Origin of the sequence: Pseudomonas sp. NFACC42-2 (assembly GCF_900116055.1) — a bacterium.
Taxonomy (GTDB): domain Bacteria; phylum Pseudomonadota; class Gammaproteobacteria; order Pseudomonadales; family Pseudomonadaceae; genus Aquipseudomonas; species Aquipseudomonas marginalis.
The window spans coordinates 22,874-45,823 of sequence record NZ_FOZO01000030.1; the positions used below are offsets into that span (position 1 = coordinate 22,874).

Here is a 22,950-nt window from a genome sequence, read left to right on the forward strand (position 1 = left end):
TCCCATAATGAATGAAAATGCTTTTAAACACGTGAACTTATCGGAAGTTTCCTGCTCACATGCCGGTAGCCATTGGTCGTGGCCGCCTGATAAGCTCGCGACTTTATTCGAATGCCCTTTTGGCGCATGAACAAGGAAATAGCATGAAACAGCATCGGTTGGCGGCGGCGGTGGCCCTGGTTAGCCTGGTACTTGCGGGTTGTGATTCGCAGACCAGCGTAGAGCTGAAAACCCCGGCGCAGAAAGCTTCCTACGGCATCGGCCTGAACATGGGCAAAAGCCTTGCCCAGGAAGGCATGGATGACCTGGATTCCAAAGCGGTAGCCCAGGGCATCGAAGATGCCGTCGGCAAGAAAGAGCAGAAGCTCAAAGACGACGAACTGGTTGAAGCGTTTGCCGCACTGCAGAAGCGTGCTGAAGAACGCATGACCAAAATGAGCGAAGAGTCGGCAGCCGCCGGCAAGAAATTCCTCGAAGACAACGCCAAGAAAGACGGCGTAGTCACCACCGCTTCCGGCCTGCAGTACAAGATCACCAAGAAAGCCGACGGCCCACAGCCTAAGCCGACTGACGTGGTGACTGTTCACTACACCGGCAAGCTCACCAACGGCACCACCTTTGACAGCTCCGTGGATCGCGGCAGCCCGATTGACCTGCCGGTCAGCGGCGTGATTCCTGGTTGGGTCGAAGGCCTGCAACTGATGCACGTTGGCGAGAAGGTCGAGTTGTACATCCCGTCCGACCTGGCTTACGGCGCCCAGAGCCCGAGCCCGGCAATCCCGGCCAACTCGGTGCTGGTATTCGACCTGGAACTGCTGGCCATCAAGGACCCAGCCAAGGCTGAAGCCCCTGCTGCACCTGCCGCCAAGAAGTAATCGGCGCCTGAACACACAACGCCCCGTCTTGACGGGGCGTTGTCGTTTTCGGGGTTTCAAAAATCAGTACCTGTAGACATCCGATCGAACGCCCGTACGCTGTAACAGTCTGATATAAGACTCGAGTACGGGTATCGGCACATCTGCGCCAAGTCAATGAATTCTTGGGTTTTTTTGATGTGCGCAAAAAACGCCCGATCTGACTGGAAGCCTTGTAGAACGTGGCTTTCAGCCGGTAAAACAGGCTCTGTTCACAAGGTTATCCACAATTTGTGTGGATAACCTTTCTGTTTGATGGAACTGGAGTGACAGATGAAACCACCCTTCAATTTCACCCGTTTCCTGCCCATGGCTGCACGCTTGCTGGGCCGTGGACGTTTGCCGACCCTGCTGTTTGCTGTCGCCGCCAAAGGCTCCAGCCAGGGCAACCGCCTGGGTAAGCTCAAGGATGATCTCAAGTTGCTTCAATCCCTGTGCCTGGCCTACTGGCGTGGCGAGTACCGGGCCATCAGCCCAAAGGCGCTGATCTCTGTGGTGGCGGGGTTGATGTATTTCCTCAGCCCGATTGATGCGATCCCGGACTTTATCCCCATGTTCGGCATGCTCGACGACATCGCCGTACTGGCGTGGGTCATGAAGACCCTGGAAGGTGAGCTGAGCGCGTTTCGCGCCTGGCGTGACGCACAGCGCCCGGAAAAACTCGCGGTGGTTGAGCGTTTGCCTGCCACCCCGGCCTTGCTGGCCAAGGAAAACCCGCAAAAAAACGGATGACGTGGCTATCCCCCTGCGACCTTTGTGGCTGTTAGGATTACACTCCTAAGGAAAGAGCTTACTCAGTAAGTGCAGTTATCCTACGGGGCGGTCATGGATATTCAGATAATTTCACGCAATGGCGAACCCGAGTACGCGGTGTTGCCATGGGATCAGTACCAGGCGCTGCTAAAAGCCGCCGGTCAGCAACAGCCTTCACCGACGCCTTCTCTTACTGCACACGCCACACCTGACCAGGATTTGCGCCCGCTCGCAGACCTGCGCGGCTTGCGTGAAGCCAAGGGCCTGGCGATTGAAGCGTTGGCCCGCACCGTGGGCATCAGCCCCTCGTATCTAGGATTGATCGAAAGTGGTGAACGTCAGCCGGATGCCGCAATCCGCCGCAGCCTGGCCTGGGAATTAGGCGTTGCAGGTTGGAGGGATGAATCTTGAGCCTACGTATCAGTCGTCAACATTGGGATGGGTTACTTAACGAACTGGACCAGGCGCGCCGCCAGCGCCATCTGCTGACCTACCGGGCACTGTTGGAGCGCCTGCAGTTTCCGACGCCGGCGATGCAAACCCTGGCCGCTGCCCTGGAGCACCTGGCGGCGCTGGACGCCAAGGCCGAGCAACCGTTGCGCAGCTCCCTGGTGATCAGCCAGGGCGCCAGTCGCCTGCCGCGTACCGGGTTCTTTGAATGTGTGGAGCGGCTGGGGCGTTTCAGCGGGCCGTCCGATGGTGTGGCCGCCGCCTCCTGGCATGCCTCGGAAGTGGTGCGGGTGTTCGAATACGAGTATCCGGAGTCTGCCGAGGCTTAAAGTGCCTGGGGCAACATGTCCATGCTGTCGATCACGTGGATACTGTAGCCGGTCATATCCTTGGCATGGTGCTTGGCCTGCGAGGCCAGTTCCGCCAACTGGCTGGCATCGAGTTGTCCACAGGCCTGTGGATACAAATGCACCACCCCGATCGACAGTGACAGCAACGCAAACTCCTGGCGTACGCCCTGGCGGTTCAGTGCCACGAAGCAGCCGGCGTCGAGGTGCTCGGCGCGGTAGAAGCGCCGGCACTGGGTATGGAAATCGTCCAGCAGCTGGTTGAGCCGCTTGCGCCAATCCTGTGGCCCCAATACCAGCAGAAAGTCATCGCCACCGATATGCCCGACAAAGTCGCGGCTGGGGTCGACCCGGTCGTTCAGGCACTGCGCCAGGCACAGCAACACCTCATCCCCACGTCCGTAGCCGTAGATGTCGTTGAACGGCTTGAAGCTGTCGATATCCACGTAGCAGATCACCGATTCCCGCTGTTGCTGCAACAGTCGCGTCAGACACTGCTGGATCGGCACGTTGCCGGGCAGCAGGGTCAGCGGGTTGGCATAGCGCGCCTGCTGGATTTTCAATTCGGTGATCAGCTTGAGTACATCGATCACCCGGCCTAGCCCGAGGTAGTCGCCATTGAGGGTGATGATGAAATCTTCTTCGATACGTTGCCGTGCGCGGCTGGTCAGCAGGCGGCTGACCTGTTGCAGCGACTGGCTCAACTCCACCGCCAGAAAATCCGTACTCATCAGCCGGCTGATGGGCTTGCGCGCAAACAGGTCGGTGGCAAACGGCTTGAGCAGCGCATCGGAGAGTGAATGCCGGTGCACGATCCCCACCGGGTGGCCGCGTCCATCCAGCACCGCCAGGGAGTTAAGGTTGGCCTGGCGGCGGAACGCCTCCAACACCTGGGCGGTGGCGGTGTCCTGATCGACCGCCGGTTGTTCGCTGAGCAGGGCGCTGAGGTCGCCGGCTTCTTCGCTGAGGGCCACATTGGCCTGGTCCGGCTTGGGCAGCATCTGGCGCGCTTCCTGTGGCGGCTGCTCCTGTGGACGGCAGAGCAGGTAACCCTGGACCAGGTCGACGCCCATCTCGGTCAATACCGCCAGCTCTTCCGGCAATTCGATGCCCTCGGCGATTACCTGGGCCCGTGAGGCCCTGGCGATCTGCAGGATAGAGCCGACAAACTCACGCTTGAGCGCATCCTGATGGATACCGTCGATAAAGTGCCGGTCGATCTTCACGTAATCCGGGCGCAGCTCCGACCACAAGCGCAGGCTGGAATAGCCGGCACCCAAGTCATCCAGGGCAATCGAAAAGCCCATGTTGCGGTAATGGTGCAGGGCGGTTTGCAGCAGGTCGAAATCGTCGGTGGGGGTCTGTTCGGTGAGTTCGATCACCACCTGGCTTGGCGGGATGCCGAAGTCGCGCAGCAATTGCAGGGTGCGGCCCGGTTGATGAGCGGTCTCCATCAAGGATTCCGGCGAGACATTCAGGAACAGCTTGCCCGGCAGCTTTTGCTCGCTGAAGCGGCGGCATGCGCTTTCGCGGCAGGCCATTTCCAGTTCGCTGAGGCGTCCGGCGTGGCGCGCCACCGAGAACAGGGCGATAGGGGAGTGCAACGGGCTGTTCGACGGGCCGCGGCTGAGGGCTTCGTAGCCAAGGATGCGCCGTTCCGACAGGCAGATAATGGGCTGGAACAGGCTGTGCAAACTGCCTTGAGCCAGGATAGAGCCCAATGCACTCAGCTGTTCGGTCATGGTCATGGCGATCTCGATCGAAAAAAAAGGACCGCGGGCGTTACGCCGACGGTCCTTCATTTCACGACAGAATGATGTCTATATGATGACACTCCAGGGAGCGATCACATTAAATCGCCATCATTTACTGCTTGGCCACCTGTTTGGTGATTTTCAGGTAGTCCAGCAGGATCCGGCCGCTCTCGGCCAGGTAAGCGTCGTCTTCCGGCTTGGTTTTATCCGCTTCGGTCGGCAGCGCATCCTCGTCTTCTTTCTTCAGCTCCTTGAGGGGTTCTTCGCCCTTGGCCTTGCGGCGGATGTTTTCCAGGGCGAGTTGCTTGTTTTCGATGTCGGAGTGCTGTGCACGACGGTCCACTTCATTGAGGCTGACGGTTTTTTCTTCCATCAACTTCTTGGCCAGGGCCAGCTTGTCGCGGATGAACACAAACTCGGCATCCTTGGCGGAGCGGGTATCGTGGTCAGCCTTCAACTGCGCGAGGAACGGCTTGAACGGGTCCGAGGCCGGCTTGATCGCAGGACGGATGGTGTCCCACGGCATGGCTTCCGGCAGGGCGCTTTCGCCGATTTCCTTGGTGTCGATGATCGACGGGAAATCGATGTCCGGCAGTACGCCCTGATGCTGGGTGCTCTGCCCGGAAACCCGGTAGAACTTGGCCAGCGTCAGCTTGAGCTCGCCATGGTTCAGCGGCTGGATGGTCTGCACGGTGCCTTTGCCGAAGGTCTGGCCGCCGATGATCAACGCGCGGTGGTAGTCCTGCATGGCGCCGGCGAAAATCTCCGAAGCCGAAGCCGACAGACGGTTGACCAGCAACGCCATCGGGCCTTTGTAGAAGGCACCCGGGTTTTCGTCTTCGAGCACGTCGACACGGCCGTCAGCGTTGCGTACCAACACGGTCGGGCCCTTGTCGATAAACAGGCTGGTCAGCTCGGTGGCTTCCTGCAGGGAACCGCCGCCGTTGTTGCGCAGGTCGATGACCACGCCGTCGACTTTTTCCTTCTGCAGCTCGGTAAGGATTTTCTTCACGTCGCGGGTGGTGGACTTATAGTCCGGGTCACCGGCACGGAAGGCCTTGAAGTCCAGGTAGAAGGCCGGGATTTCAATCACGCCCAGCTTGTAGTCCTTGCCATCCTGCTTGAGGTTGAGGACTTTCTTCTGCACGGCCTGGTCTTCGAGCTTCACCGCTTCACGGGTGATGGACACGATCTTGCTGGTCTGGTCGTTCGGTGCATTGGTGTGCGGAATCACTTCCAGGCGCACCACGCTGCCTTTCGGCCCACGGATCAGCTTGACCACTTCGTCCAGGCGCCAGCCGACCACATCGACCATCTCTTTGTCGGCCTGGGCCACACCGATGATCTTGTCGGCAGGCGCCACCTGCTTGGTCTTGTCTGCCGGACCGGCCGGCACCAGACGCACGATTTTCACCTGGTCATTGTCGCTTTGCAGGACGGCACCGATGCCTTCCAGGGACAGACTCATGTTGATATCGAAATTTTCCGCGTTATCTGGAGACAGATAATTGGTGTGCGGATCGTAGGACATCGCGAAGGTGTTGATGTAGGCCTGGAAGATGTCTTCTGCGCGGGTCTGGTCCAGACGCGCCAGTTGATTCTTGTAGCGCTTGGTCAACAGTTCCTGGATGGCCTTGGGCTCTTTGCCGGCGATCTTCAGGCGCAGCACTTCGTCCTTGACGCGTTTGCGCCACAGGTCGTCGAGGGCGGCGGTACTGGTCAGCCAAGGCGCGTCCTTGCGGTCCACCAGAAGGGTTTCCTTCTGGGTGAAGTCGAGCTTGTCGACACCCTTGTCCAACTCACCCAGGGCGAAGTCCAGACGCGCTTTCACGCGATCCAGGTAGCGCTTGTAGATGGTGAAGCCGGGCTGCAGGTCGCCGCTCTTGAGGAAGTCGTCGAACTGCGTCTTCCACTTGTCGAACTCAGCGATATCGCTGGCCAGGAAGTAGCTGCGCGACGGGTCCAGCAGCTTGAGATAGCTGTCGTAGATGATCACCGAGCGCGCGTCGTCCAGCGGCGGCTTGCTGTAGTGATGACGCTTGAGCAACTCGACGACGTTAAGGCTGGCAATCACCTCATCGCGGTCCGGCTGAAGGTTGTCCCAGCTGTTGGCTGCGAGCGTATTGGTCGACATCGACGCGAAGCCGATACCAATGAAAAGAGCGAGGGCGGTGCTGGGGAACAGATGCTTCATGCTGATTCGACGCGGGGGCAATTGATAACGCATATTAGGCCGTCTTTGAAGTTGCCGGTTCCATAGGGGCCGGTCGCATAATGCAAAAAGCCCGGCGCTACTGCTACGGGCTCAGTCCAGACTCACTATGGAGGCACTGTGAAAGCATTGCAAGGCGTTGAAGGTCATGTGGAGTGGTTGGACGAACCCAGTCCTACATGTGATGTAGGCCAAGTTCGCATTCGCGTGGCGGCTGCGGGCCTTAATCGCGCCGATTTATTGCAGCGTGCAGGGCTCTATCCGCCACCGCCTGGCGCCAGTGCTGTGCTGGGCCTGGAGTGTTCCGGGGTGATCAGCGAAGTGGGCCCGGGTTCGTCCTGGCAGGTGGGCGATCGCGTCTGTGCACTGCTGGCCGGTGGCGGCATGGCCGAAGAAGTGGTGGTGGATGCACGTCATGTGCTGCCGGTACCGGAAGGTCTGTCGCTGGTCGAAGCGGCGGCGCTGCCGGAGGTGTACAGCACCGCGTGGCTCAATCTGTTCCAACTGGCGGGCCTCAAGCCCGGTGAGAAAGTGTTGCTGCACGCCGGCGCCAGTGGCGTGGGCTCGGCAGCCATCCAGCTGTGCAAGGCATTTGGCAGCCCGTGCTGGGTCAGCGTCGGCTCGGCGCAGCGCCTGGCCTACTGTGAAGACCTGGGCGCCCAGGGCGGCGTAGTACGCACTGACGGTATCGAAGGGCTGCGGGATTTCGGGCCATTCGATGTGATCCTCGATCCGGTCGGCGGCAACTACGCCGCGCTGGACCTCAAGCTGCTGGCGCTGGACGGTCGCTGGGTGTTGATCGGGTTGATGGGCGGCCGCGAGGCGCAACTGGACCTGGCCCAGGTGCTGGCTAAGCGTGTGCAACTGCTGGGTTCGACCCTGCGCAGCCGTGACGATCAGTTCAAGGCCGACCTGTTCAGCGACCTGAGCCAGCATGTATGGCCGTTGTTTGCCGAAGGGCGCCTGAGCCCGCAATTGGCCAGGACGTTCCCGATCAAGGATGCCGAGGCGGCGTTTGCGGAGCTGGCGACTAACCGGATTGCCGGGAAGCTGGTGTTGGTGATTGACGAAAGCCTGACCTGATCCCTGATTGGAATAGGGTCGATGTGGGAGGGGCGGTGCGACGCTTCGACTTGCCCCTCCCACATTTGATTGGATTTCAAGTCGGGATAGGCGGTGTCAGACCCAGTGGTGGATTGGCCAGCCGGATTTTTCGGCGTGGGTGCGTAATACCGGGTCCGGGTTCACCACCTGCGGGTGATCCACCTTCAGCAACAGCGGCAAATCATTGCGTGAATCCGAATAGAAGTACGCGCCAGCCAATGTCTCACCTTCCTGCTCCAGCCATTCCAGCAAGCGCGTGATCTTGCCTTCGCGGTAGGTCAGTACCCCCACGGTACGGCCGCTGTACACGCCATGACTCACTTCCAGTTCAATCCCCAGCACCTCATCAATGCCGATACGCGCCGCAATCGGTTTCACCAGGTGGGTCCCCGAGGCGGAGATCACCAGGATTCGATCGCCATTCGCCCGATGGCGGGCGATGGTCCTGGTGGCGTCGCTGTAGATCAGCGGTTCAATCACATCCTCGACCCATGGCTCCACCAAATGCTCGATTTCCTCCGGGGTGCGGCCGATCATCGGTTCCAGGCTGAAGTCCATGAAGTCTTCCATGGCCAGCTCGCCTCGGCTGTAGGCGTCCATCAACTCGTTGTTCCTGCCCATGAACGACGCCGGGTCGACCCAGCCCAGGCGGCCCATCTGTTCGCTCCAGAGGGTGGCGCAGTCGCCATGGATCAGGGTGTCGTCCAAATCAAAAATTACCAATGCCATCCGTTACGCTCTCTCAAGATTCACTGCTGCTCAGGCTACTTCACACAGCGCACTGGGGTCGATGGAAAGTGCCAGGCGCTGGCCGTCCGGGTGCAGATCGTCCGCCGAGCGGTTGAGCACGTCCACCACCAATTCCACGCCACGGGCTTCGATGCGGTAGCGAATCACGTTGCCCAGCAGGCTGTGGCTGCGCACCAGCGCGTCGAGTTCGCCGTTGCGGCTCAGTTCGATGGCCTCCGGGCGAATCGCGATGCGCCCGCTGATCGGGCGTTGCAGCAGTTGGCTGGCCTTGTCGGCGTCCAGCAGGTTGTAGTTGCCGATGAAACCGGCAGCGAATACATCCACCGGTGCGGTGTAGAGGGTCTCCGCATCGCCGCTTTGCACGATCTTGCCCTGGTTCATCAGGAAGATGCGGTCCGACATGGTCAGGGCTTCTTCCTGGTCATGGGTCACGAAGATCGTGGTCAACCCCAGTTCGCGCTGGATCTGGCGGATCTGTTCGCGCAGGTGCTTGCGAATCCGTGCATCCAGCGCCGACAGCGGCTCATCCAGCAGCAAAAGGCGTGGGCGGGTGACCAGGGAGCGGGCCAGGGCCACACGTTGGCATTGGCCGCCGGACATCTGGTGCGGGTAGCGGCCGGCCAGGTCCTTGAGTTCCACCAGTTGCAGTACTTCCTGCACGCGCTTGTGGCTGTCATCGGCGTTGACCTTTTGCATGCGCAGGCCGAAGGCGACGTTCTGTTCCACGGTCATGTTGGGGAACAGCGCATAGCTCTGGAACACCATGCCGATGTTGCGTTTCTGTGGGCTCAACGGAACGATGTCCTGGCCGTCCAGCAGGATTTTCCCACTGTCCACCGCGGTCAGGCCGGCGATGCAGCGCAGCAGGGTGGACTTGCCGCAACCGGATGGGCCGAGCAGGGTGACGAACTCACCCTTGGCGATTTCGCAGTTGATATCACTGAACACCGGGGTGCCGGCGTAGCCTTTTTGCAGATGTTGGACGCTGACGAAGCTCATTGGCTTTTGTCCTTGTTCAAGATATTGGCGGCCCAGGTCAGCACCAGCACAAAGAAGAAATAGGAAATCACGACGGCGCTGGTGAAGTGGCCGCTGCTGTTGCGCATGTTGTTCAGGTACACCTGCAGGGTTTCGTAACGGGTGCCCACGAGGATATTGGCGAACACGAACTCACCGAACAGGAACGAGAACGACAGCAGCAGCGCCACCATCAGGCCTTTGCGCAGGTTGGGCAGCACCACGAAGAGCGCGGCCTGCCAGGTGCTGGCGCCGAGCAGTTGCGAGGCGTCCATCAGGTCGCGCAGGTTGATGGCTTGCAGGTTGTTGGTGATCGCCCGGTACATGAACGGCAGCGCCACGGTGAAGTAGCAGCCGATCAGGATCCACGGCGTGCCCACCATCGCCAACGGCCCGGAACCGTACAGTTGCAGCAGGCCCACCGACGAGACCACCGGCGGTACCGCGAAGGGCAGCAGGATCAGGATGTTCATCAAGGCGTCGAGCCTGGGAAAGTGGTAATGCACCACGAACAACAGCGGCAGAATCAACACCACCGACAGGATCAACGCGCCCACGCACACCAGCAAGGATTGCCCGAAGGCCATCAGGAAGCGTGGGTCGCTCCACAGTTGCACGTACCATTTCACGGTAAAACCGGCGGGCAGGACGGTCGCCGACCAACTGCTGGCAATGGAGTAGACGAAGGTGCCGATCAGCGGCAGCACCAGGATCGCGAACAACAGGTATACCACCACGCGGTGGTAGAGGGAGGCCGGGCCGGCTTCAGCGCGAGACATGGTAGCTCCTCTTGAGCAGCAGTTGATGGACCACGGTGACCACGGTCATCAGTGCCACCAGCACCACGGCCAGGGCGCTGGCCATGTTTGGATCGAGGGATACATCCCCCGACACGAGGCCGGCGATACGAATCGGCAGCACGTTGAAGTTCCCGGTGGTCAAGGCGTAGACCGTCGCGTAGGCACCCAGGGCATTGGCCAGCAGGATTACGAACGTGCCCAGCAGCGCCGGCGTGAGCACCGGCAGGCCGATGTGCCGCCAGAACTGCCAGCCATTGGCGCCCAGTAACGCAGCGGACTCGCGCCAGTCTTCGCGCAGGGCGTCAAAGGCCGGGTAGAGCAGCAGCACGCCGAGGGGGATCTGGAAGTAGGTGTAGAGGATGATCAGGCCGGTCTTGGAGTACAGGTTGAAGTCCTGAATGATCCCGGCCTGCTTGAGCATGATGGTGATGCTGCCGTTGAACCCCAGCAGGATGATGAACGCGAAGGCCAGGGGCACGCCGGCAAAGTTGCTGGTCATGTTGGCGAAGGCGGTGACGAAGTTGCGCAGCGGCGAATCCACCCGGCGCAGGGAATAACTGCCCAGCGTGGCAATGATGATGCCGAAGATGCTCGAGTAGAAGCTGATCTCCAGGCTGAACTGGATGGCCTGCAGGTAGAACTTCGAACTGAAGATGCGCGTGAAGTTGTCCAGCCCCCAGCCGGTGTCTTCGGTCTGCAGGCTATTGATCAGCACCCACACCAGCGGGGCGATTTCGAACACGATAAAGAACAGTGCGAAAGGCACCAGGCACAGGAGGGCCAGCCATTTGCCGCGGGATATTGAACTCACTTCAGTAACTCCCGGCACACAGGTTTGTCGTGGGGTACGCCCAGCAGTTCGCAGACCGTGCCGCACAGCTCGGTCTGTTTCGGTGCGGCGTGGGTGTCCAGGCTGAAGGCATCGCCGAGCACGAACAGCGGCACTTCCCGTTCTTCCGGCAGAAGGCCGTTGTGGGAGCGGTCGTTGTTCATGCCGTGGTCGGCGGTCACCAGCACCTGGTAACCGGCATCCAGCCAGGCTTGCAGGTAGTCGGCCAGGATGATGTCGGCCGAACGTGCGCTGTTGCGGTACTGCGGCGTGTCGAGGCCGTGCTTGTGGCCGGCGTCGTCGATGTTCATCGGGTGCACCACCATAAAGTCCGGCGCGTGCTTGAGCCGCAGGCTGTCGGCGTCGGCGAACAGGTGGGAATCCGGGTAGTGGTCATTCCAGTAGAAATGCCCGTGCTGGATCGCCAGCGTCTTGTCGTCGGTATGACGATCCCGTGCGGCGAGAAAGGGCGTGCGGTTATACAACTCGCTGACCCAATGGTAAGCCGCCGCTGCCGTGGTAAGACCTGCGTCGGTGGCGTAATGGAAAATGCTGCGCTGGTTGGACAGGCGCGAGACGTTGTTGTGCACGATACCGCTGTGGATCGGTGGCACACCGGTAAGGATGCATTCGTACAGCGGGCGGGACAGTGCGGGCAGTTCACATTCCAGCTTGTAGAGGGCTGCGCGTCCTGCGCCGACATAGGCCTGCAAGTGCCCCATGGCGTGCCGGGCAACCTCGAAGTTCAGGCCGTCGAGCACGACAAGGATGACGGGGTGCTTCATGGGGGGGCGACGCTCCGCAATGATTGACTTGGCTCAATTCCTCTGGAGGAACGGGGTCAAAAATGTGGGAGGGGGCTTGCCCCCGATAGCGGTGTGTCATTCAACGAATTTGTTAGCTGATCCACCGTCATCGGGGGCAAGCCCCCTCCCACATTGGATCTCCACTGGAGCTCCAATGTGGGATAAACCCTTACTTCATCTCTACGATGACCTGCTCGTTCCACAGTTGCGGCAGTTTCTTGGAAGTCGCTTCCCAGGCATCGGCATCCTTGATCGGCTGCGGGTTGGCCTTGGTGTACTGCTCGCCCGGGATCAGGTTCTTGGCGATGTCGGCCGGCAGTTTCAGGTCGGTTTCGGCACGGATCGGACGTGCGTTGCCACGCGCCAGGTTGAGTTGGCCGGCGTCGCTGAAGATGTATTCGCGGGTCAGCTTGGCGGCGTTCGGGTGCTTGGCGTATTTGTTGATGATGGTGGTGTAGCCGGATTTCACCGAACCGTCCGATGGGATCAGCACCACGTAGTCATCCGGGTTGGCCATCTTGGCTTTGTAGCTCAGGCCGTTGAAGTCCCAGACGATACCCACTTCGACTTCACCTTTTTCCATGGTGGCGATGGTCGGGTTGGACAGGCCGAGGCGACCTTGCTGGGCGATCTTGGTGAAGAATTGCAGGCCGGGGGCAATGTTCTTTTCATCGCCTTTATTGGCGATGGCGGCGGCGAGTACGGCGTTGGAGGCCTGGGCCGCAGTGCTTACGTCACCCACCGAGACTTTGTATTTGCCGGTTTGCAGGTCGGCCCAACTGGTAGGGACTTCGGAACCGTGCAGCAGCTTCTTGTTGACGATGAACGCGATGGTGCCGGTGTAGGCCAGGGCCCAGTGACCGTCCTTGTCTTTCGCCCAATCCGGCACCGAAGCCCAGTTGGACGGCTTGTACGGCTGGGTCACTTCCTGCTTCACCGCGATCGGGCCGAAGGCGGCGCCTACGTCGCCGATGTCGGCGCTGGCGTTGTCTTTTTCGGCCTTGAACTTGGCAATTTCCTGGGCCGAACTCATGTCGGTGTCGATGTGCTTGAGGCCGTAGGTCTTGGCCAGGTCTTCCCAGGTGCCTTTCCAGTTGGCCCAGTCATCGGGCATGCCGACGCTGTTGACGGCACCTTCCGCTTTCGCGGCGGCTTCCAAGGTTTTTAGATCGGTATCAGCGGCCATGGCGGCGGTGCACATGGCAATGGTCGAGCCTAACAGTGATGCCAGGAAAAGCTGTTTCATCCGAAGCTCCTTTGGGCGTTTTCAACGCGGCGGTGTTTTCTACGGTGTTGTTGGTCTAGGTCAGAGCAATACCTGAGCCAATCTAGACGCGATGGATGACAGTTTCATGTCGATGTCGTTTTTAAAGCCTTGATGTCGCTCGGCGCAGACTTAGCGTAGACCATGCTCAAATGCCCGCAGAGACTGGACTTGGCCGATGTATTGCAGGGTGTGGTGCAGGGACGGGACAGGGACTGTCATCTGTCGGTCATCAGGAGTGCCTAGGCTGGCAGGCAGTCGTGCAAGCCCATTTATGCAGCGGTTTGTGCACCTGAACAGTGCTGGTCTAGTCCAGATAGGTAACGTTGATGCGTGATGAGGCAATCAAGGCGGTGACATCCATTGGCCTGGCGCTGCAAGAGCAGATCGACCACGGCCTGTTGCCGCCCGCAAGCAAGCTGCCTGCCGAGCGCAAGCTCAGCGAGTTGTTTGGTACCACTCGAATTACGGTGCGGGAAGCCTTGTTACAACTGGAGGCCCAAGGGCAGATTTATCGCGAGGAGCGTCGTGGCTGGTTTGTCTCGCCGCCTCGGCTGGCCTACAACCTGATGCAGCGCAGCCACTTTCACGCGATGGTCAACGACCAGGGGCGGGTGGCATCCACCGAAGTGATCAGTGCGCGGCTGCAGCCGGCCTCGGCCGCGGTGTGTGCGTGGTTGCAGCTGCCGGCGTTGTCCAGCGTGATCCAGATCTGCCGGGGACGGCGGATTGACGGGCGGCTGGTGTTGTATGTGGAGCACTACCTGAACCCGCAGTATTTCCCGGGGATTCTCGAGTGCGACCTGAATCAGTCGATGACCGAGTTGTATGCGCGCAAGTACGACTTGCACTACGGGCGGGTGCGCTTCGAGATCGTGCCGACCTCATTGCCGGTGGAAGCTGCGGCGGCATTGCGCGTGTCGGTGGGCAGCCCGGGCTTGCGGATCGCCCGGGTCAATTATGACCAGCACCAGCGCTTGATCGACTGCGACCTGGAATTCTGGCGGCATGATGCGATTCATGTCGGCGTCGATGTGGTTTAACCCACAAAGGCTCTGTCACTCAGCTATCCGGCGTGAGTGCCTTGATCACCTGGTCCACATTGCTCTCCAGCTCCGATACCGGGTCCGCGCCGTCGACGTTCAACACCAGCAGCGTTGAACCGCCTGCCGTGATGGCGGCTTTCACTGCCTCACTCGGCTGGCGATGATGCAGCACCACGGCCACGTCGTTGTCCTTCAGCTCGGCACTGAGCTTCTGTAACGCCTCAGGTGTCCAATCGGCGTCGGGCCGGGCATCGGTGCTGAGCAGTTCGAGATTCAAACTGCTGATCAGATAGGCAAAGTGATCGCTCAAACTGACCACGCTCAGGTTGTCCGCCTTGGCCAGTCGCGCCTCGCTGTCGGCGCTGAGCTTGAGCAGGCGTTGCTTGAGGGCGGCCAGGTTGGCGTCGATCTTCGCCTTGGCGTCCGGTGCCAGGCGGCTCAGGTCGGCGGCCAGGACATCGGCCATGCGCCCCAGGTTGTTGCTCGATTGCCACGGCTGGCTGTTCAAGCCATCGGCGACGCCGGGTTGCACGGCGATGCCCGGCAGGCCGCCATCCACCGGGCGTGCCGCATCGATTTCGACGATGCGGATATTGCTGCGCCGTGCCACGGGGTAGAGCGGGTCATCGGCCCACAGCGAGCGCACGCCAATGGCGGCGTCGGCGTCCTGGGCCAGGCTGTTCAGTGCCGGCGCGCCACGGCCGGTGAAGTACGACACCTGCCGCGAGCCCGGCAGGTTGGCCGGAGCCGCGCGCTCGAGCTGCACGTCGGTGCCCTTGAGCAGCACCTGTGCCAGGCCATAGGTGATCGGCAGCGAGGCCAGGACTTTGACCGGTTTGGCCGCGTGAGCAGCAGGTTTGCCCACGTCGGCCGCCATCAGCGGCGTGGTGATCAGGCAAGCGATGGCCAGGGCCAGAGGTTGAAGAACGGAGCGCATTATCCAAGGTTCCCTTTAAGGCTGGGCACGGTGCCCCGCGCGACGGCGGCAAGGGCGAAAGCGATACCGGCCATCAGGATGATCGCGGCACCGGAGGGGATGGGCAGGTCGAAGATGATCGGCAACAGGATCCCGCACAGGGTGCTGACGGTGGCGATCACCACCGAGATCCAGAAGAAGCCTTTGAGCGACTGGCTCAGCAGGCGTGCCGCCGCAGCCGGGATCACCAGCAGTGCGCCCACCAGGATGGCGCCGATGACCTTGACTGCCGCCACGGTGATCAGCGTCACCAGGATCACGAACAGGTAGTCCAGGGTCTTCACCGCCACACCACGCACCGCCGCCAATTGCGGGTTGAAGCTGGCGAGCATGATGCGGTTGTACAGCGGCAGCGCCAGGGCCATCACCAGCGAACCGACAACCGCGAGTACCAGCAGGTCGTTACCGTTGACCGTCAATACCGAACCGAACAGCACGTTCTCGAGGATATGCACGTTGATCTTGCCCGCCAGGATCAGCAGCAGGCTGGCGCCCAGCGCCAGGGACACCGACAGGAACACGCCGATCAAGGTGTCCGGTGCCAGGCCCGTACGGTTGCGCAGGTAGTTGAGCAGGATGCCGAACAACAGGCAGTAACCGAACAGGCTGCCATAGGGCCCGGTGTAGGGCTCACCCAGCAGGATGCCCACGGCCACGCCGGTCAGTGCGGCATGGCCGACCGCTTCGGAGAAAAACGCAAAGCGCTTGACCACCACCAGCGTGCCCAGCCCGCCCAGCACCGGGCCGATCAGCAGGCCGGCGAGCAGGGCGTTGACCACAAAACCATAGGCCAGTGCCTCCGGCAGGTAACCGGACGAGGCCCAACCCTGGACCATCAGGCGAAACGCTTCATAACTCATGGCGCCGGGCTCCGCGGATGGGTAGAGAACAGGGTCAGCAGGCGCTCCGGGGTCAGCGCCTCTTTCGGCGTGGCGTCGAACAGCAGGCGGCGGTTCAGGCCGGTGACGCGGTCGGCCAGGCGGCCCACGGCTTCCAGGTCGTGCTCGATCCACAGCACGGTGATGCCGGCCAGGCGCCAGTCATTGAGCAGGCGTTCGAACACCTGGATGCCCGCTTCATCGAGGGCCGACATCGGTTCATCCAGTACCAGCAACTGTGGCGCCGGGATCAATCCCTGGGCCAACAACACCCGCTGGCGCTCACCGCCGGACAGCGCGCCCATGCGCCGCTTGCGCTTGTCCTGCATGCCGACCCGTTCCAGCGCCTCGCCAATCGCGGCGGCGTAATGTTTGGACAAACCCAGGAATGCCGGGCGCCGCTGGCACATGGCAGCCATGAAATCGTCGACCGTCATCGGCAGGCCCCGGTCGAACTCCAGCGCCTGGGGCACATAACCGATGGTGCCGGGTGTGCCCGGCCATTGCAGGCTCAGTTGCCCCTGGTGCGGTGTCTGCCCCAGCAGGGTCTTGATCAGCGAGCTTTTGCCGCCGCCATTCGGGCCCACCAGCGCATGGATGCTGCCCGGCTGCACCTGGAAGCTCACGCCGTCGAGGATCACGGTGCGGCCCAGGGTCAGGGACACCTGGTCGAAGTCGAGGGTCGGGCCGACGCTCGCGACCTTAAGTTGCTGCGCTGCGGTCATGCCCCGGACTCCTGAATCGCCCGTACCACGGTGTTGAGGTTGCCGGTCATTTCCACTTCGTATTTTTCAGCGCTGTATTCGCCGTAGGAAATATGCGACAGCGGGTACAGCTTGACCCCGGATTCACGCTGGATGGTATCGACGTAAGTGGACGGGAAATCCATCTCCGAGAAGATCACCTTCACGTCCAGGGCGCGCAGTTCGTCGATGGTCTTCTTCAACTGGCTGGGGCTCGGCTCGATCCCGTGGGCGGGTTCGACCACGGCCGTGACTTCCAGGCCGAACTCGCGCAGCAGGTAATCGTAGGCCGCGTGCACGGTGGCGACGCGCAGGTCCGGATTGGGGGCGCCGGTCAACTTGGCCAGGGCATCGGCGCGCATCTGCCGCAGGCGTTTGCCGTAGGCACGGGCGTTCTGGGTGTAGGTCTTGGCGTTGTCCGGGTCGAGCTTGCCCAGCTCGCGGGCGATGTTGTTGACCTGGGCAATCGATGCACTGATCGACAGGAAGGTGTGCGGGTTGACCACCTTGCCGGCACCGCGTGCGGCGTTGCCGGTGGCCGCCAGCAGCGGCACGTTGGCGTTGGCTTCGATCACCGGGATGTCCGGGCGCTCGCTGGTGGCGATCATGCGGTCGGCGAAATCGTCATGGCCGACGCCGTTGAGCACGATCACATCCAGGGTGCCGATGCGTTTGATGTCTTCGGCGCGTGGCTCGTAGGCGTGGGGGTTGAAGCCGGCCGGGATCAGTGGCACCACTTCGGCCTTGTCGCCGACGATATTGGCCACGTAGCTGTAATAAGGGTGCAGGGTGATGCCGATACGCAGGCGTTTAGCCGCTTCGGCATTCGCGAGGGGAGCGAGTATCAGGCTGAACAGGCCAACCAGAAACACGCGCAACAGGGGCGATGAAATAGACATGGGCAATCGGTCTTCTCGTTCAGTGACGGTGCTGGCGGGTGACGCCCGCATCGAATTGCGCGACCACCTGCTGCCAGCCGGCTGCGATCAGCGCCTGGTCAGTGAGGTCGGAGGGGGCGGCCAGGTGTGTGCTGCGGTTGAGCCAGATATCCGGCTCGCTGCCCTGTACGCGCATCAGCAGTGAACCGCTGGTGGTCGGGGTCTGGCTCAGTCCCAAGTAGGCCGAATTCGCCAACAACTGCCAGCGATGGTCGCCGCGGCTGACCGAACTGGCGTCCTGGGCGAACGGCGCGAAGCCTTCTTCGGCCAGTTGCTCGGGGGTGGGCAGGGCGCTTTGCTCCTGCTGCAGCAAGTGGATTTCATCCAGTGTGACCCGCAGGTCGGCGTAGATGCCTTGTTCGGCGGCGCTCAGGTCGCGGCGGGCATCCAGCTGATGGCTGGGCAGCGCCGCGACTGCCTGGGTTTCACCGTGCAGCGCCACCACCGTACCGGCCACCGCGAGGATGATCAGGCACAGCAGCAGTACGTAGAGGGTTTCGTGGCCGGCACCGGCGGGGCGAACAACCTGTGTCGTACTCATTGAGGCTGGATATCCGCTTGGTCGATTTCCACCACGTGACCGGGGCCGGCATCAAACAGCACGTAGAACTCGGCGGACGGCTTCTTGAAGGTCAGGGTGGAGTCCTGGCCGAGCTTGCCGGGCACCAGGATGGTTTCGTCATAGCCGATCACATCCAGGGTCACGCCGGGGGCACCGCTGCCGTCGGAGAAACCGCCTTTGCACTGGATCTGCTCGCCGGGGATTTCCTTGCATTCGCACATCGGGTTGTGGGCAAGGACGGTGGTACTGAAACCGGCACACAGCAACAGCGCGGCGCGGGACAGGCGCTTGAACATCATGGTTTGACTCCTTGCTTGTTCAGCCAGGCAATGGTGGCAGGCGAGGCCTGGCTCAGCGGGATGGAACCCTGGTGCATGGTGCCGTCCCAGCCTTCCATGGTGACCCACAGTTCGGCATCGACGGGGGTACGTTCCGGTACGGGCAGGCCGGCACCCATGCGGTACGGGGTGCCGAAGAAGATCACCCCGGCGGCGCGCAGGCTGCGCGGCTTGCCGATGCGCAGGTAGGTGGCCTTGACCTGGTCGGCGCAGGTGGCGCAGAGGGCGGCGTTGAAGAACTTCATCGGGCCGGCCGGGTCGGGGCGTGGGCCTTCGTTGCGGAATTCGGCCAGCGTGAGGCTCCAGGGGCCGACCTGTACGTCGCCGGCCACCCGCTCGCCGATGCCGGTGTCGCCGCGAAACAGCGCGGCATCGGCGAAGTACTTGGGCATGAAGCCCAGCGGTACCAGCAACAGCAGGACATTGATGTGGAAACGCCATTTCAGCCAAAAGGCCCGCAGCGGCGAAGGCGGGGTAGTGTTGGCGGACTTGCTCATGGGTTGGCCTCCGAGGTTTCAGCCTGCATGGCCGGAATGGGGGCCGGCGCACGTTGCGTCTTGGCTTCGCGCTTGAGAGCGTTGAGGGTGGCCAGGGCCGTGCGCTTGGTCCAGATCAACAGGCCGCTCAAGACCATCATGCTCAGCACCAGGCCGAAGAACGCCCAGATCAGCTTGATCCAGATGCCACCGAAGTCGCCGGTGTGCAGGGGGCGCATGGATTCGGTAACGAACTCCAGCTTGGTGCGGTCGGACAGCAGGTGCGACGAGGCGATTTCACCGTCATATGGGTTGATCTGAGCGGTCTGGAACATCAGCGGGTACCAGCCGCGCCCGCCGATTTGCAGGTGGCTGTAGGCATTGAGCGGCAGGCTCACGAAGCTCGCCTCCAGCCCCGGGATACGTTGGGTGGCGATCGCGATCGCCTCATCCACGGGAATCATCGGCGCAGGCACGCCGGGGGCTGAGGTTGGGACTTTTTCGCGGGCGATCACCGGGACGATGGGCTCGCTGGAGATAGAGATCTGGTTGTCACCCAGGATTGCCTGGATCAGGAACCAAGTGCCAGTGATGGAAATCACCGCAATAAACCAGATCGACCAGATACCGCTCAGGCGGTGGAAGTCGCCCCAGAAAATCCGCGCGCCGTGGCGGATACGCAGGGTCGGCTTGAAAAAGCCTTTCCAGAAGCGCTTGTACACCACCAGGCCGGTGACCAGTGAGGCCAGCAACGGCAAGCCGAGCAGCGACACCAGGTACCAGCCCCAGCTGAAGCCATTGGTAAACGGCACCAGCCACCAGCCGTGCAGGGCGCGGGTGAACTGACGGAAGTTGAACGACGGGCTGATGCCTTGGATCGCCCCGGTGTACGGGTTGACGTAGACCTCTACCGAGCGCCCGTCCGGGTAGCTGAGGTCGACACTCAGGGCAAAGTGCGATTCATCCGGACGACTGAGAGACTGCACGATGACCTGGGGTTCGGCCCGCTTGATGGCGCTGATCACCTGGTCGTAGCTCAGCGGCTCGGCATCATCCGACGGCTTGCTCGCACGGATGTCCGGGTTGGCCAGCCACACGATTTCCTGGCTGACCACCGCCAGGGTGCCGGTGACGCAGACAATCAGTACAAAGAACCAGATGGGCAAGGCCAGCCAGCTATGGACGAGAAACCAGAGTTTTGAGCGTGACTTCTTCGACATGTGAAAGAGGGTCTTGATCAGGGGAGGGCGAGGGAGGCCCGGAAAAGGCCAGTCGTAGCTTTTGCTGACGCGACAGGCTGTATCTAAGTTAAGACGGATGAGAATGAGAAATCCCCAAGGTGGATATGAAAGAAAATGTTTCAGGTTCATATCCAGCGGGTTTTTACGGCGTGGGGGTATTCATGAAGTGGGGTAGGAGCCGGCGAACCGGCCCCGGTGCTCAGCCTTGCTTGAACATTTCCATGGCGCGCTGACGGATCTGTTCTTCGCTGAGGTCTTCCTTGCGGGTGGCGAGGTACCAAAGGTGACCGTATGGATCCTTCACGCTGCCCGAACGGTCGCCATAGAATCGGTCCTCTGGTTCGGACACCACGCTGGCGCCCGCTGCGACGGCTTGTTTGAACTGTGCGTCTACGTCGTTCACGTACAGATGTAAGGCGACACTGGTGCTTTCAGTCGGATTGCTCAGGGACATCTGATCGCAGGGCGTGCCCAGCATGATCGCTGAGTCACCAATGCGCAGTTCGGCATGGCCGACCCTGCCATCGGGCATGTCCAGGCGCATGATCTGGGTGGCGCCGAAGGCCTTTTTGTAAAACTCGATAGCCTCTGAGGCTTTGTCGATGCCCATATAGGGCGTGACACTGTGATAACCCTCGGGAATGGGTTTAACGCTCATTTCGTTCTCCTTGATTGTGGTTGTGGAGGCACGGCCTCTTCACTATAGGCCACGCCCATCAAGGGCTCCGAGGGCCCCGACGAGGGGGGGAGCCGGGCTCCAGCAATTGCGCCCCCGGCCCGCGCCCACCGAGCTGGTCATCCGGGTTGCGCAACGGGCATGCATCCAGCGACAAGCATCCACACCCAATACAACCGGTGAGTTTGTCCCGCAGCAGCATCAGCTTATGGATGCGCTCATCGAGGTCTTCCCGCCACCGCGCGGACAACCGCTCCCAATCCTGAGCGTTGGGCGTGCGTCCTTCCGGCAACGTCTGCAACGCCTCGCCAATCGTTGCCAGTGGAATTCCCAGGCGCTGGGCGATCTTGATCACCACCACCCGGCGCAGTACATCCCGGGGATAGCGTCGTTGATTGCCGGCATTGCGATGACTCTTGATCAGCCCCTTGGTTTCGTAGAAGTGCAGGGCCGTAACAGCCACACCGCTGCGGGCTGCCAGTTGGCCGACGGTGAGCTCTTTGGTAACCATGAACACTCCAATTAAGCGCTTGACCTTGACTTAACTAGAGGTTTTACCCTGCGTGGTATCGAATCACAAGATTATGCCTACAGAGAAAGGGGAGTATTCATGCCGGTATCAGAGAAGAATCGCAGTTTCACTCAACTGATCGAGTTTCACATCGTGCCCCAGCAACAAGTGGCGCTGGTGGCGGCCTTGTCCACCCAAAGTGAACGCCTGGCCCAGGGCCATGGCGGCTTTATCAACGCGAGCGTGCAGGTCAGCGAAGACGGGCGGCGGGTGCTCAATTACCTGCAATGGCGCTCCCGCGAGGACGGCGAAGCGGCGTTCCAATGCTTTGAGCACGGCGAGGAAGATTTCTGGACGCTGATTCGCGCCCACCAGGCCACGGCCGTGACCTTTGGTTCGTTCCAGGTACTGCGCAGTTTCGAGCGCAGCCATGACAACGCGTTGCACTGCCGGCTAAATGGATAGGTGCAGCATGCGCTCGCCCTGCACGTTTTCCCCCGGCCGGCGCTTGTTCACCGCCAACTCGCCGATCTTGATCAGGCGCGTGCGCGTGACGTTGCGGCTCAGGCCCAGCAAGTTGGCGGTGTGCACCTGGTTGTAATGGCTGAAGCGGTAGGCGGCGCGCAATAGCGCGTCTTCGACCTTTTCGTGCAGGGCACCGGCCTGTTCTTCGAAGAGCTTTTGAAACGCGCGCTCCAGCAAGGCCTCGGCGCTGTTGTCGATGCCGTGCTGACTGTCGTCCTGGCGCTCGATACGCATGTTCGACAGGCGCAGGTCGTCGCGTTCGATCACGCCGTTACGGCAGATCAGCAGGGTGTGGTGAATCACGTTTTCCAGCTCGCGGATATTGCCCGGCCAGCTGTAGCTCTTCAGCTTGTGTTCGGCCTCGCGGCTGATGGTGATCGGGCCGTAGCCCAGGCGTTGGCTGTAGGCTTCGATAAAATGCCGGGTCAGCGGCAGGATATCGCCGGGGCGCTCGCGCAGCGGGCTGAGCTCGAGGCTGACGACGTCGAGGCGGTAGTAGAGGTCTTCGCGGAAATGCCCGGCGTTGATGGCCTTTTCCAGTTGCACGTTGGTCGCAGCCAGTACCCGCACATCGATCGGAATGCTCTTGCGCGAGCCCAGGCGCACCACTTCGCGCTCCTGTAGGACGCGCAGCAGCTTGACCTGGATGGGCATCGGCAAATCGCCGATTTCATCGAGGAACAAGGTGCCACCATCGGCCTCTTCGAACCAGCCGGCCTTGGCGCTGAGGGCGCCGGTAAACGCGCCTTTTTCATGGCCGAACAACTCGGCTTCCACCAGGGATTCGGAGAACGCCCCGCAGTTCACCGCCACGAACGGCCGGTTGCGCCGCGCGCTGAGGTTGTGGATGTGGCGCGCCACCAGCTCTTTACCGGTGCCGGTCTCGCCGATGATCAGCACGCTGGCTTCGCTGGGTGCCACTTGCTGGATGTGGTCGAGCAGCGCCTTGGATTTCGGGTCTTCGAAGACCTGGGCCGTGGCGCGGATCGACGTCGCAAGGGCGGGCGAGGGCGGTAAGGTTAGAAGCTGCATGGGCACCT

At 61.4% G+C, this 22,950-nt stretch carries 26 protein-coding genes; 7 read left to right on the forward strand and 19 right to left on the reverse strand.

Going from position 1 to position 22,950, the window contains the following annotated elements; all coding sequences use genetic code 11:
- Nucleotides 1-143 precede the first annotated feature (143 nt).
- The 4 genes from BM416_RS29045 (at nucleotide 144) to BM416_RS29060 (ending at nucleotide 2,446) form a co-directional block, all read left to right on the forward strand.
- Entirely contained in the window at nucleotides 144-875 is a 732-nt protein-coding gene (locus BM416_RS29045; RefSeq protein WP_012723274.1) for a BamJ family beta-barrel-assembly machinery protein, read from the forward strand.
- Between the two features lie 312 nt (nucleotides 876-1,187).
- Nucleotides 1,188-1,646 carry a YkvA family protein gene (locus BM416_RS29050; RefSeq protein WP_027607108.1) on the forward strand — a complete coding sequence of 153 codons (459 nt, stop codon included), beginning with the start codon at nucleotides 1,188-1,190 and terminating at the stop codon, nucleotides 1,644-1,646.
- Between the two features lie 93 nt (nucleotides 1,647-1,739).
- Nucleotides 1,740-2,078, forward strand: a complete 339-nt coding sequence (locus BM416_RS29055; RefSeq protein WP_092490294.1) for a helix-turn-helix domain-containing protein — start codon at nucleotides 1,740-1,742, stop codon at nucleotides 2,076-2,078.
- Complete coding sequence (locus BM416_RS29060) at nucleotides 2,075-2,446, forward strand: hypothetical protein (RefSeq protein WP_005786715.1); 372 nt, start codon at nucleotides 2,075-2,077, stop codon at nucleotides 2,444-2,446. Before BM416_RS29055 ends, BM416_RS29060 begins: the two co-directional genes overlap by 4 nt.
- On the opposite strand, the gene BM416_RS29065 is transcribed toward BM416_RS29060, so the two are convergent.
- Complete coding sequence (locus tag BM416_RS29065; RefSeq protein WP_043293707.1) at nucleotides 2,443-4,212, reverse strand: bifunctional diguanylate cyclase/phosphodiesterase; 1,770 nt, start codon at nucleotides 4,210-4,212, stop codon at nucleotides 2,443-2,445. The two genes, BM416_RS29060 and BM416_RS29065, sit on opposite strands and share 4 nt — an antisense overlap.
- 118 nt (nucleotides 4,213-4,330) lie before the next feature.
- The gene (locus BM416_RS29070; RefSeq protein WP_169898467.1) at nucleotides 4,331-6,412 is read right to left on the reverse strand and encodes a carboxy terminal-processing peptidase; all 2,082 of its coding nucleotides are present in this window, start codon (nucleotides 6,410-6,412) and stop codon (nucleotides 4,331-4,333) included.
- 138 nt (nucleotides 6,413-6,550) lie between these two features.
- Here BM416_RS29070 and BM416_RS29075 point away from each other — a divergent pair, with 138 nt between their 5' ends.
- Nucleotides 6,551-7,513, forward strand: coding sequence for a zinc-binding dehydrogenase (locus BM416_RS29075; RefSeq protein WP_092490275.1), 963 nt, complete (start codon nucleotides 6,551-6,553; stop codon nucleotides 7,511-7,513).
- A gap of 96 nt (nucleotides 7,514-7,609) precedes the next feature.
- Here the strand turns inward: BM416_RS29075 and BM416_RS29080 are convergent, their stop codons facing one another.
- The 6 genes from BM416_RS29080 to BM416_RS29105 form a co-directional block, all read right to left on the reverse strand.
- Nucleotides 7,610-8,263: an HAD family hydrolase gene (locus BM416_RS29080; RefSeq protein WP_065947286.1), complete on the reverse strand. Its 654-nt coding sequence runs from the start codon at nucleotides 8,261-8,263 to the stop codon at nucleotides 7,610-7,612.
- Nucleotides 8,264-8,293: 30 nt separating this feature from the next.
- Nucleotides 8,294-9,283: an ABC transporter ATP-binding protein gene (locus tag BM416_RS29085; RefSeq protein WP_092490276.1), complete on the reverse strand. Its 990-nt coding sequence runs from the start codon at nucleotides 9,281-9,283 to the stop codon at nucleotides 8,294-8,296.
- A complete protein-coding gene (locus BM416_RS29090; protein WP_092490277.1) occupies nucleotides 9,280-10,080 on the reverse strand; it encodes an ABC transporter permease in 801 nt (266 codons plus the stop codon). Before BM416_RS29090 ends, BM416_RS29085 begins: the two co-directional genes overlap by 4 nt.
- Nucleotides 10,067-10,912 carry an ABC transporter permease gene (locus tag BM416_RS29095; RefSeq protein ID WP_027607116.1) on the reverse strand — a complete coding sequence of 282 codons (846 nt, stop codon included), beginning with the start codon at nucleotides 10,910-10,912 and terminating at the stop codon, nucleotides 10,067-10,069. Before BM416_RS29095 ends, BM416_RS29090 begins: the two co-directional genes overlap by 14 nt.
- Nucleotides 10,909-11,715, reverse strand: coding sequence for an alkaline phosphatase family protein (locus tag BM416_RS29100; protein ID WP_027607117.1), 807 nt, complete (start codon nucleotides 11,713-11,715; stop codon nucleotides 10,909-10,911). The genes BM416_RS29095 and BM416_RS29100 overlap by 4 nt, the downstream gene beginning before the upstream one ends.
- A gap of 190 nt (nucleotides 11,716-11,905) precedes the next feature.
- On the reverse strand, nucleotides 11,906-12,982 hold the full coding sequence (locus BM416_RS29105) for an ABC transporter substrate-binding protein (RefSeq protein ID WP_027607118.1): 1,077 nt from the start codon (nucleotides 12,980-12,982) through the stop codon (nucleotides 11,906-11,908).
- 347 nt (nucleotides 12,983-13,329) lie between these two features.
- Here BM416_RS29105 and BM416_RS29110 point away from each other — a divergent pair, with 347 nt between their 5' ends.
- Nucleotides 13,330-14,043, forward strand: coding sequence for a UTRA domain-containing protein (locus BM416_RS29110; RefSeq protein WP_053128712.1), 714 nt, complete (start codon nucleotides 13,330-13,332; stop codon nucleotides 14,041-14,043).
- Nucleotides 14,044-14,062: 19 nt separating this feature from the next.
- On the opposite strand, the gene BM416_RS29115 is transcribed toward BM416_RS29110, so the two are convergent.
- From BM416_RS29115 to soxR, 10 genes are all read right to left on the reverse strand, one after another.
- Complete coding sequence (locus BM416_RS29115) at nucleotides 14,063-14,983, reverse strand: metal ABC transporter solute-binding protein, Zn/Mn family (RefSeq protein WP_092490278.1); 921 nt, start codon at nucleotides 14,981-14,983, stop codon at nucleotides 14,063-14,065.
- Nucleotides 14,983-15,882: a metal ABC transporter permease gene (locus BM416_RS29120; protein ID WP_065939885.1), complete on the reverse strand. Its 900-nt coding sequence runs from the start codon at nucleotides 15,880-15,882 to the stop codon at nucleotides 14,983-14,985. Before BM416_RS29120 ends, BM416_RS29115 begins: the two co-directional genes overlap by 1 nt.
- Entirely contained in the window at nucleotides 15,879-16,625 is a 747-nt protein-coding gene (locus BM416_RS29125; protein WP_027607122.1) for a metal ABC transporter ATP-binding protein, read from the reverse strand. The genes BM416_RS29120 and BM416_RS29125 overlap by 4 nt, the downstream gene beginning before the upstream one ends.
- The gene (locus tag BM416_RS29130) at nucleotides 16,622-17,542 is read right to left on the reverse strand and encodes a metal ABC transporter substrate-binding protein (protein WP_065924535.1); all 921 of its coding nucleotides are present in this window, start codon (nucleotides 17,540-17,542) and stop codon (nucleotides 16,622-16,624) included. Before BM416_RS29130 ends, BM416_RS29125 begins: the two co-directional genes overlap by 4 nt.
- Before the next feature lie 19 nt (nucleotides 17,543-17,561).
- Complete coding sequence (locus tag BM416_RS29135; RefSeq protein ID WP_092490279.1) at nucleotides 17,562-18,122, reverse strand: DUF6162 family protein; 561 nt, start codon at nucleotides 18,120-18,122, stop codon at nucleotides 17,562-17,564.
- Entirely contained in the window at nucleotides 18,119-18,442 is a 324-nt protein-coding gene (locus tag BM416_RS29140) for a hypothetical protein (protein WP_092490280.1), read from the reverse strand. Before BM416_RS29140 ends, BM416_RS29135 begins: the two co-directional genes overlap by 4 nt.
- Nucleotides 18,439-18,978, reverse strand: coding sequence for a thiamine pyrophosphate-binding protein (locus BM416_RS29145; protein ID WP_092490281.1), 540 nt, complete (start codon nucleotides 18,976-18,978; stop codon nucleotides 18,439-18,441). The genes BM416_RS29140 and BM416_RS29145 overlap by 4 nt, the downstream gene beginning before the upstream one ends.
- Nucleotides 18,975-20,177 carry a PepSY-associated TM helix domain-containing protein gene (locus tag BM416_RS29150; protein WP_092490282.1) on the reverse strand — a complete coding sequence of 401 codons (1,203 nt, stop codon included), beginning with the start codon at nucleotides 20,175-20,177 and terminating at the stop codon, nucleotides 18,975-18,977. The genes BM416_RS29145 and BM416_RS29150 overlap by 4 nt, the downstream gene beginning before the upstream one ends.
- A 220-nt stretch (nucleotides 20,178-20,397) precedes the next feature.
- Nucleotides 20,398-20,856, reverse strand: a complete 459-nt coding sequence (locus BM416_RS29155) for a VOC family protein (protein ID WP_074845093.1) — start codon at nucleotides 20,854-20,856, stop codon at nucleotides 20,398-20,400.
- Between the two features lie 58 nt (nucleotides 20,857-20,914).
- Nucleotides 20,915-21,385, reverse strand: coding sequence for a redox-sensitive transcriptional activator SoxR (gene soxR / locus BM416_RS29160; protein ID WP_092490283.1), 471 nt, complete (start codon nucleotides 21,383-21,385; stop codon nucleotides 20,915-20,917).
- 99 nt (nucleotides 21,386-21,484) lie between these two features.
- On the opposite strand from soxR, the gene BM416_RS29165 reads away from it, so the two are divergent.
- A complete protein-coding gene (locus BM416_RS29165; protein WP_092490284.1) occupies nucleotides 21,485-21,850 on the forward strand; it encodes an antibiotic biosynthesis monooxygenase in 366 nt (121 codons plus the stop codon).
- On the opposite strand, the gene BM416_RS29170 is transcribed toward BM416_RS29165, so the two are convergent.
- Nucleotides 21,839-22,942 carry a sigma-54 interaction domain-containing protein gene (locus BM416_RS29170; protein WP_092490285.1) on the reverse strand — a complete coding sequence of 368 codons (1,104 nt, stop codon included), beginning with the start codon at nucleotides 22,940-22,942 and terminating at the stop codon, nucleotides 21,839-21,841. The genes BM416_RS29165 and BM416_RS29170 overlap by 12 nt on opposite strands.
- Between the last annotated feature and the right edge of the window lie 8 nt (nucleotides 22,943-22,950).

What these genes read in the sequence shown, in the direction of transcription:
- BM416_RS29105 (WP_027607118.1), bottom strand. Translation starts at nt 12,982, where the DNA reads ATGAAACAGCTTTTCCTGGCATCACTGTTAGGCTCGACCATTGCCATG.
- BM416_RS29085 (WP_092490276.1), bottom strand. Translation starts at nt 9,283, where the DNA reads ATGAGCTTCGTCAGCGTCCAACATCTGCAAAAAGGCTACGCCGGCACC.
- BM416_RS29070 (WP_169898467.1), bottom strand. Translation starts at nt 6,412, where the DNA reads ATGAAGCATCTGTTCCCCAGCACCGCCCTCGCTCTTTTCATTGGTATC.
- BM416_RS29100 (WP_027607117.1), bottom strand. Translation starts at nt 11,715, where the DNA reads ATGAAGCACCCCGTCATCCTTGTCGTGCTCGACGGCCTGAACTTCGAG.
- BM416_RS29145 (WP_092490281.1), bottom strand. Translation starts at nt 18,978, where the DNA reads ATGAGCAAGTCCGCCAACACTACCCCGCCTTCGCCGCTGCGGGCCTTT.
- BM416_RS29115 (WP_092490278.1), bottom strand. Translation starts at nt 14,983, where the DNA reads ATGCGCTCCGTTCTTCAACCTCTGGCCCTGGCCATCGCTTGCCTGATC.
- BM416_RS29080 (WP_065947286.1), bottom strand. Translation starts at nt 8,263, where the DNA reads ATGGCATTGGTAATTTTTGATTTGGACGACACCCTGATCCATGGCGAC.
- BM416_RS29130 (WP_065924535.1), bottom strand. Translation starts at nt 17,542, where the DNA reads ATGTCTATTTCATCGCCCCTGTTGCGCGTGTTTCTGGTTGGCCTGTTC.
- BM416_RS29050 (WP_027607108.1), top strand. Translation starts at nt 1,188, where the DNA reads ATGAAACCACCCTTCAATTTCACCCGTTTCCTGCCCATGGCTGCACGC.
- BM416_RS29065 (WP_043293707.1), bottom strand. Translation starts at nt 4,212, where the DNA reads ATGACCATGACCGAACAGCTGAGTGCATTGGGCTCTATCCTGGCTCAA.
- BM416_RS29150 (WP_092490282.1), bottom strand. Translation starts at nt 20,177, where the DNA reads ATGTCGAAGAAGTCACGCTCAAAACTCTGGTTTCTCGTCCATAGCTGG.
- BM416_RS29055 (WP_092490294.1), top strand. Translation starts at nt 1,740, where the DNA reads ATGGATATTCAGATAATTTCACGCAATGGCGAACCCGAGTACGCGGTG.
- BM416_RS29155 (WP_074845093.1), bottom strand. Translation starts at nt 20,856, where the DNA reads ATGAGCGTTAAACCCATTCCCGAGGGTTATCACAGTGTCACGCCCTAT.
- BM416_RS29110 (WP_053128712.1), top strand. Translation starts at nt 13,330, where the DNA reads ATGCGTGATGAGGCAATCAAGGCGGTGACATCCATTGGCCTGGCGCTG.
- BM416_RS29165 (WP_092490284.1), top strand. Translation starts at nt 21,485, where the DNA reads ATGCCGGTATCAGAGAAGAATCGCAGTTTCACTCAACTGATCGAGTTT.
- BM416_RS29120 (WP_065939885.1), bottom strand. Translation starts at nt 15,882, where the DNA reads ATGAGTTATGAAGCGTTTCGCCTGATGGTCCAGGGTTGGGCCTCGTCC.
- BM416_RS29135 (WP_092490279.1), bottom strand. Translation starts at nt 18,122, where the DNA reads ATGAGTACGACACAGGTTGTTCGCCCCGCCGGTGCCGGCCACGAAACC.
- BM416_RS29170 (WP_092490285.1), bottom strand. Translation starts at nt 22,942, where the DNA reads ATGCAGCTTCTAACCTTACCGCCCTCGCCCGCCCTTGCGACGTCGATC.
- BM416_RS29045 (WP_012723274.1), top strand. Translation starts at nt 144, where the DNA reads ATGAAACAGCATCGGTTGGCGGCGGCGGTGGCCCTGGTTAGCCTGGTA.
- soxR (WP_092490283.1), bottom strand. Translation starts at nt 21,385, where the DNA reads ATGGTTACCAAAGAGCTCACCGTCGGCCAACTGGCAGCCCGCAGCGGT.
- BM416_RS29125 (WP_027607122.1), bottom strand. Translation starts at nt 16,625, where the DNA reads ATGACCGCAGCGCAGCAACTTAAGGTCGCGAGCGTCGGCCCGACCCTC.
- BM416_RS29140 (WP_092490280.1), bottom strand. Translation starts at nt 18,442, where the DNA reads ATGATGTTCAAGCGCCTGTCCCGCGCCGCGCTGTTGCTGTGTGCCGGT.
- BM416_RS29090 (WP_092490277.1), bottom strand. Translation starts at nt 10,080, where the DNA reads ATGTCTCGCGCTGAAGCCGGCCCGGCCTCCCTCTACCACCGCGTGGTG.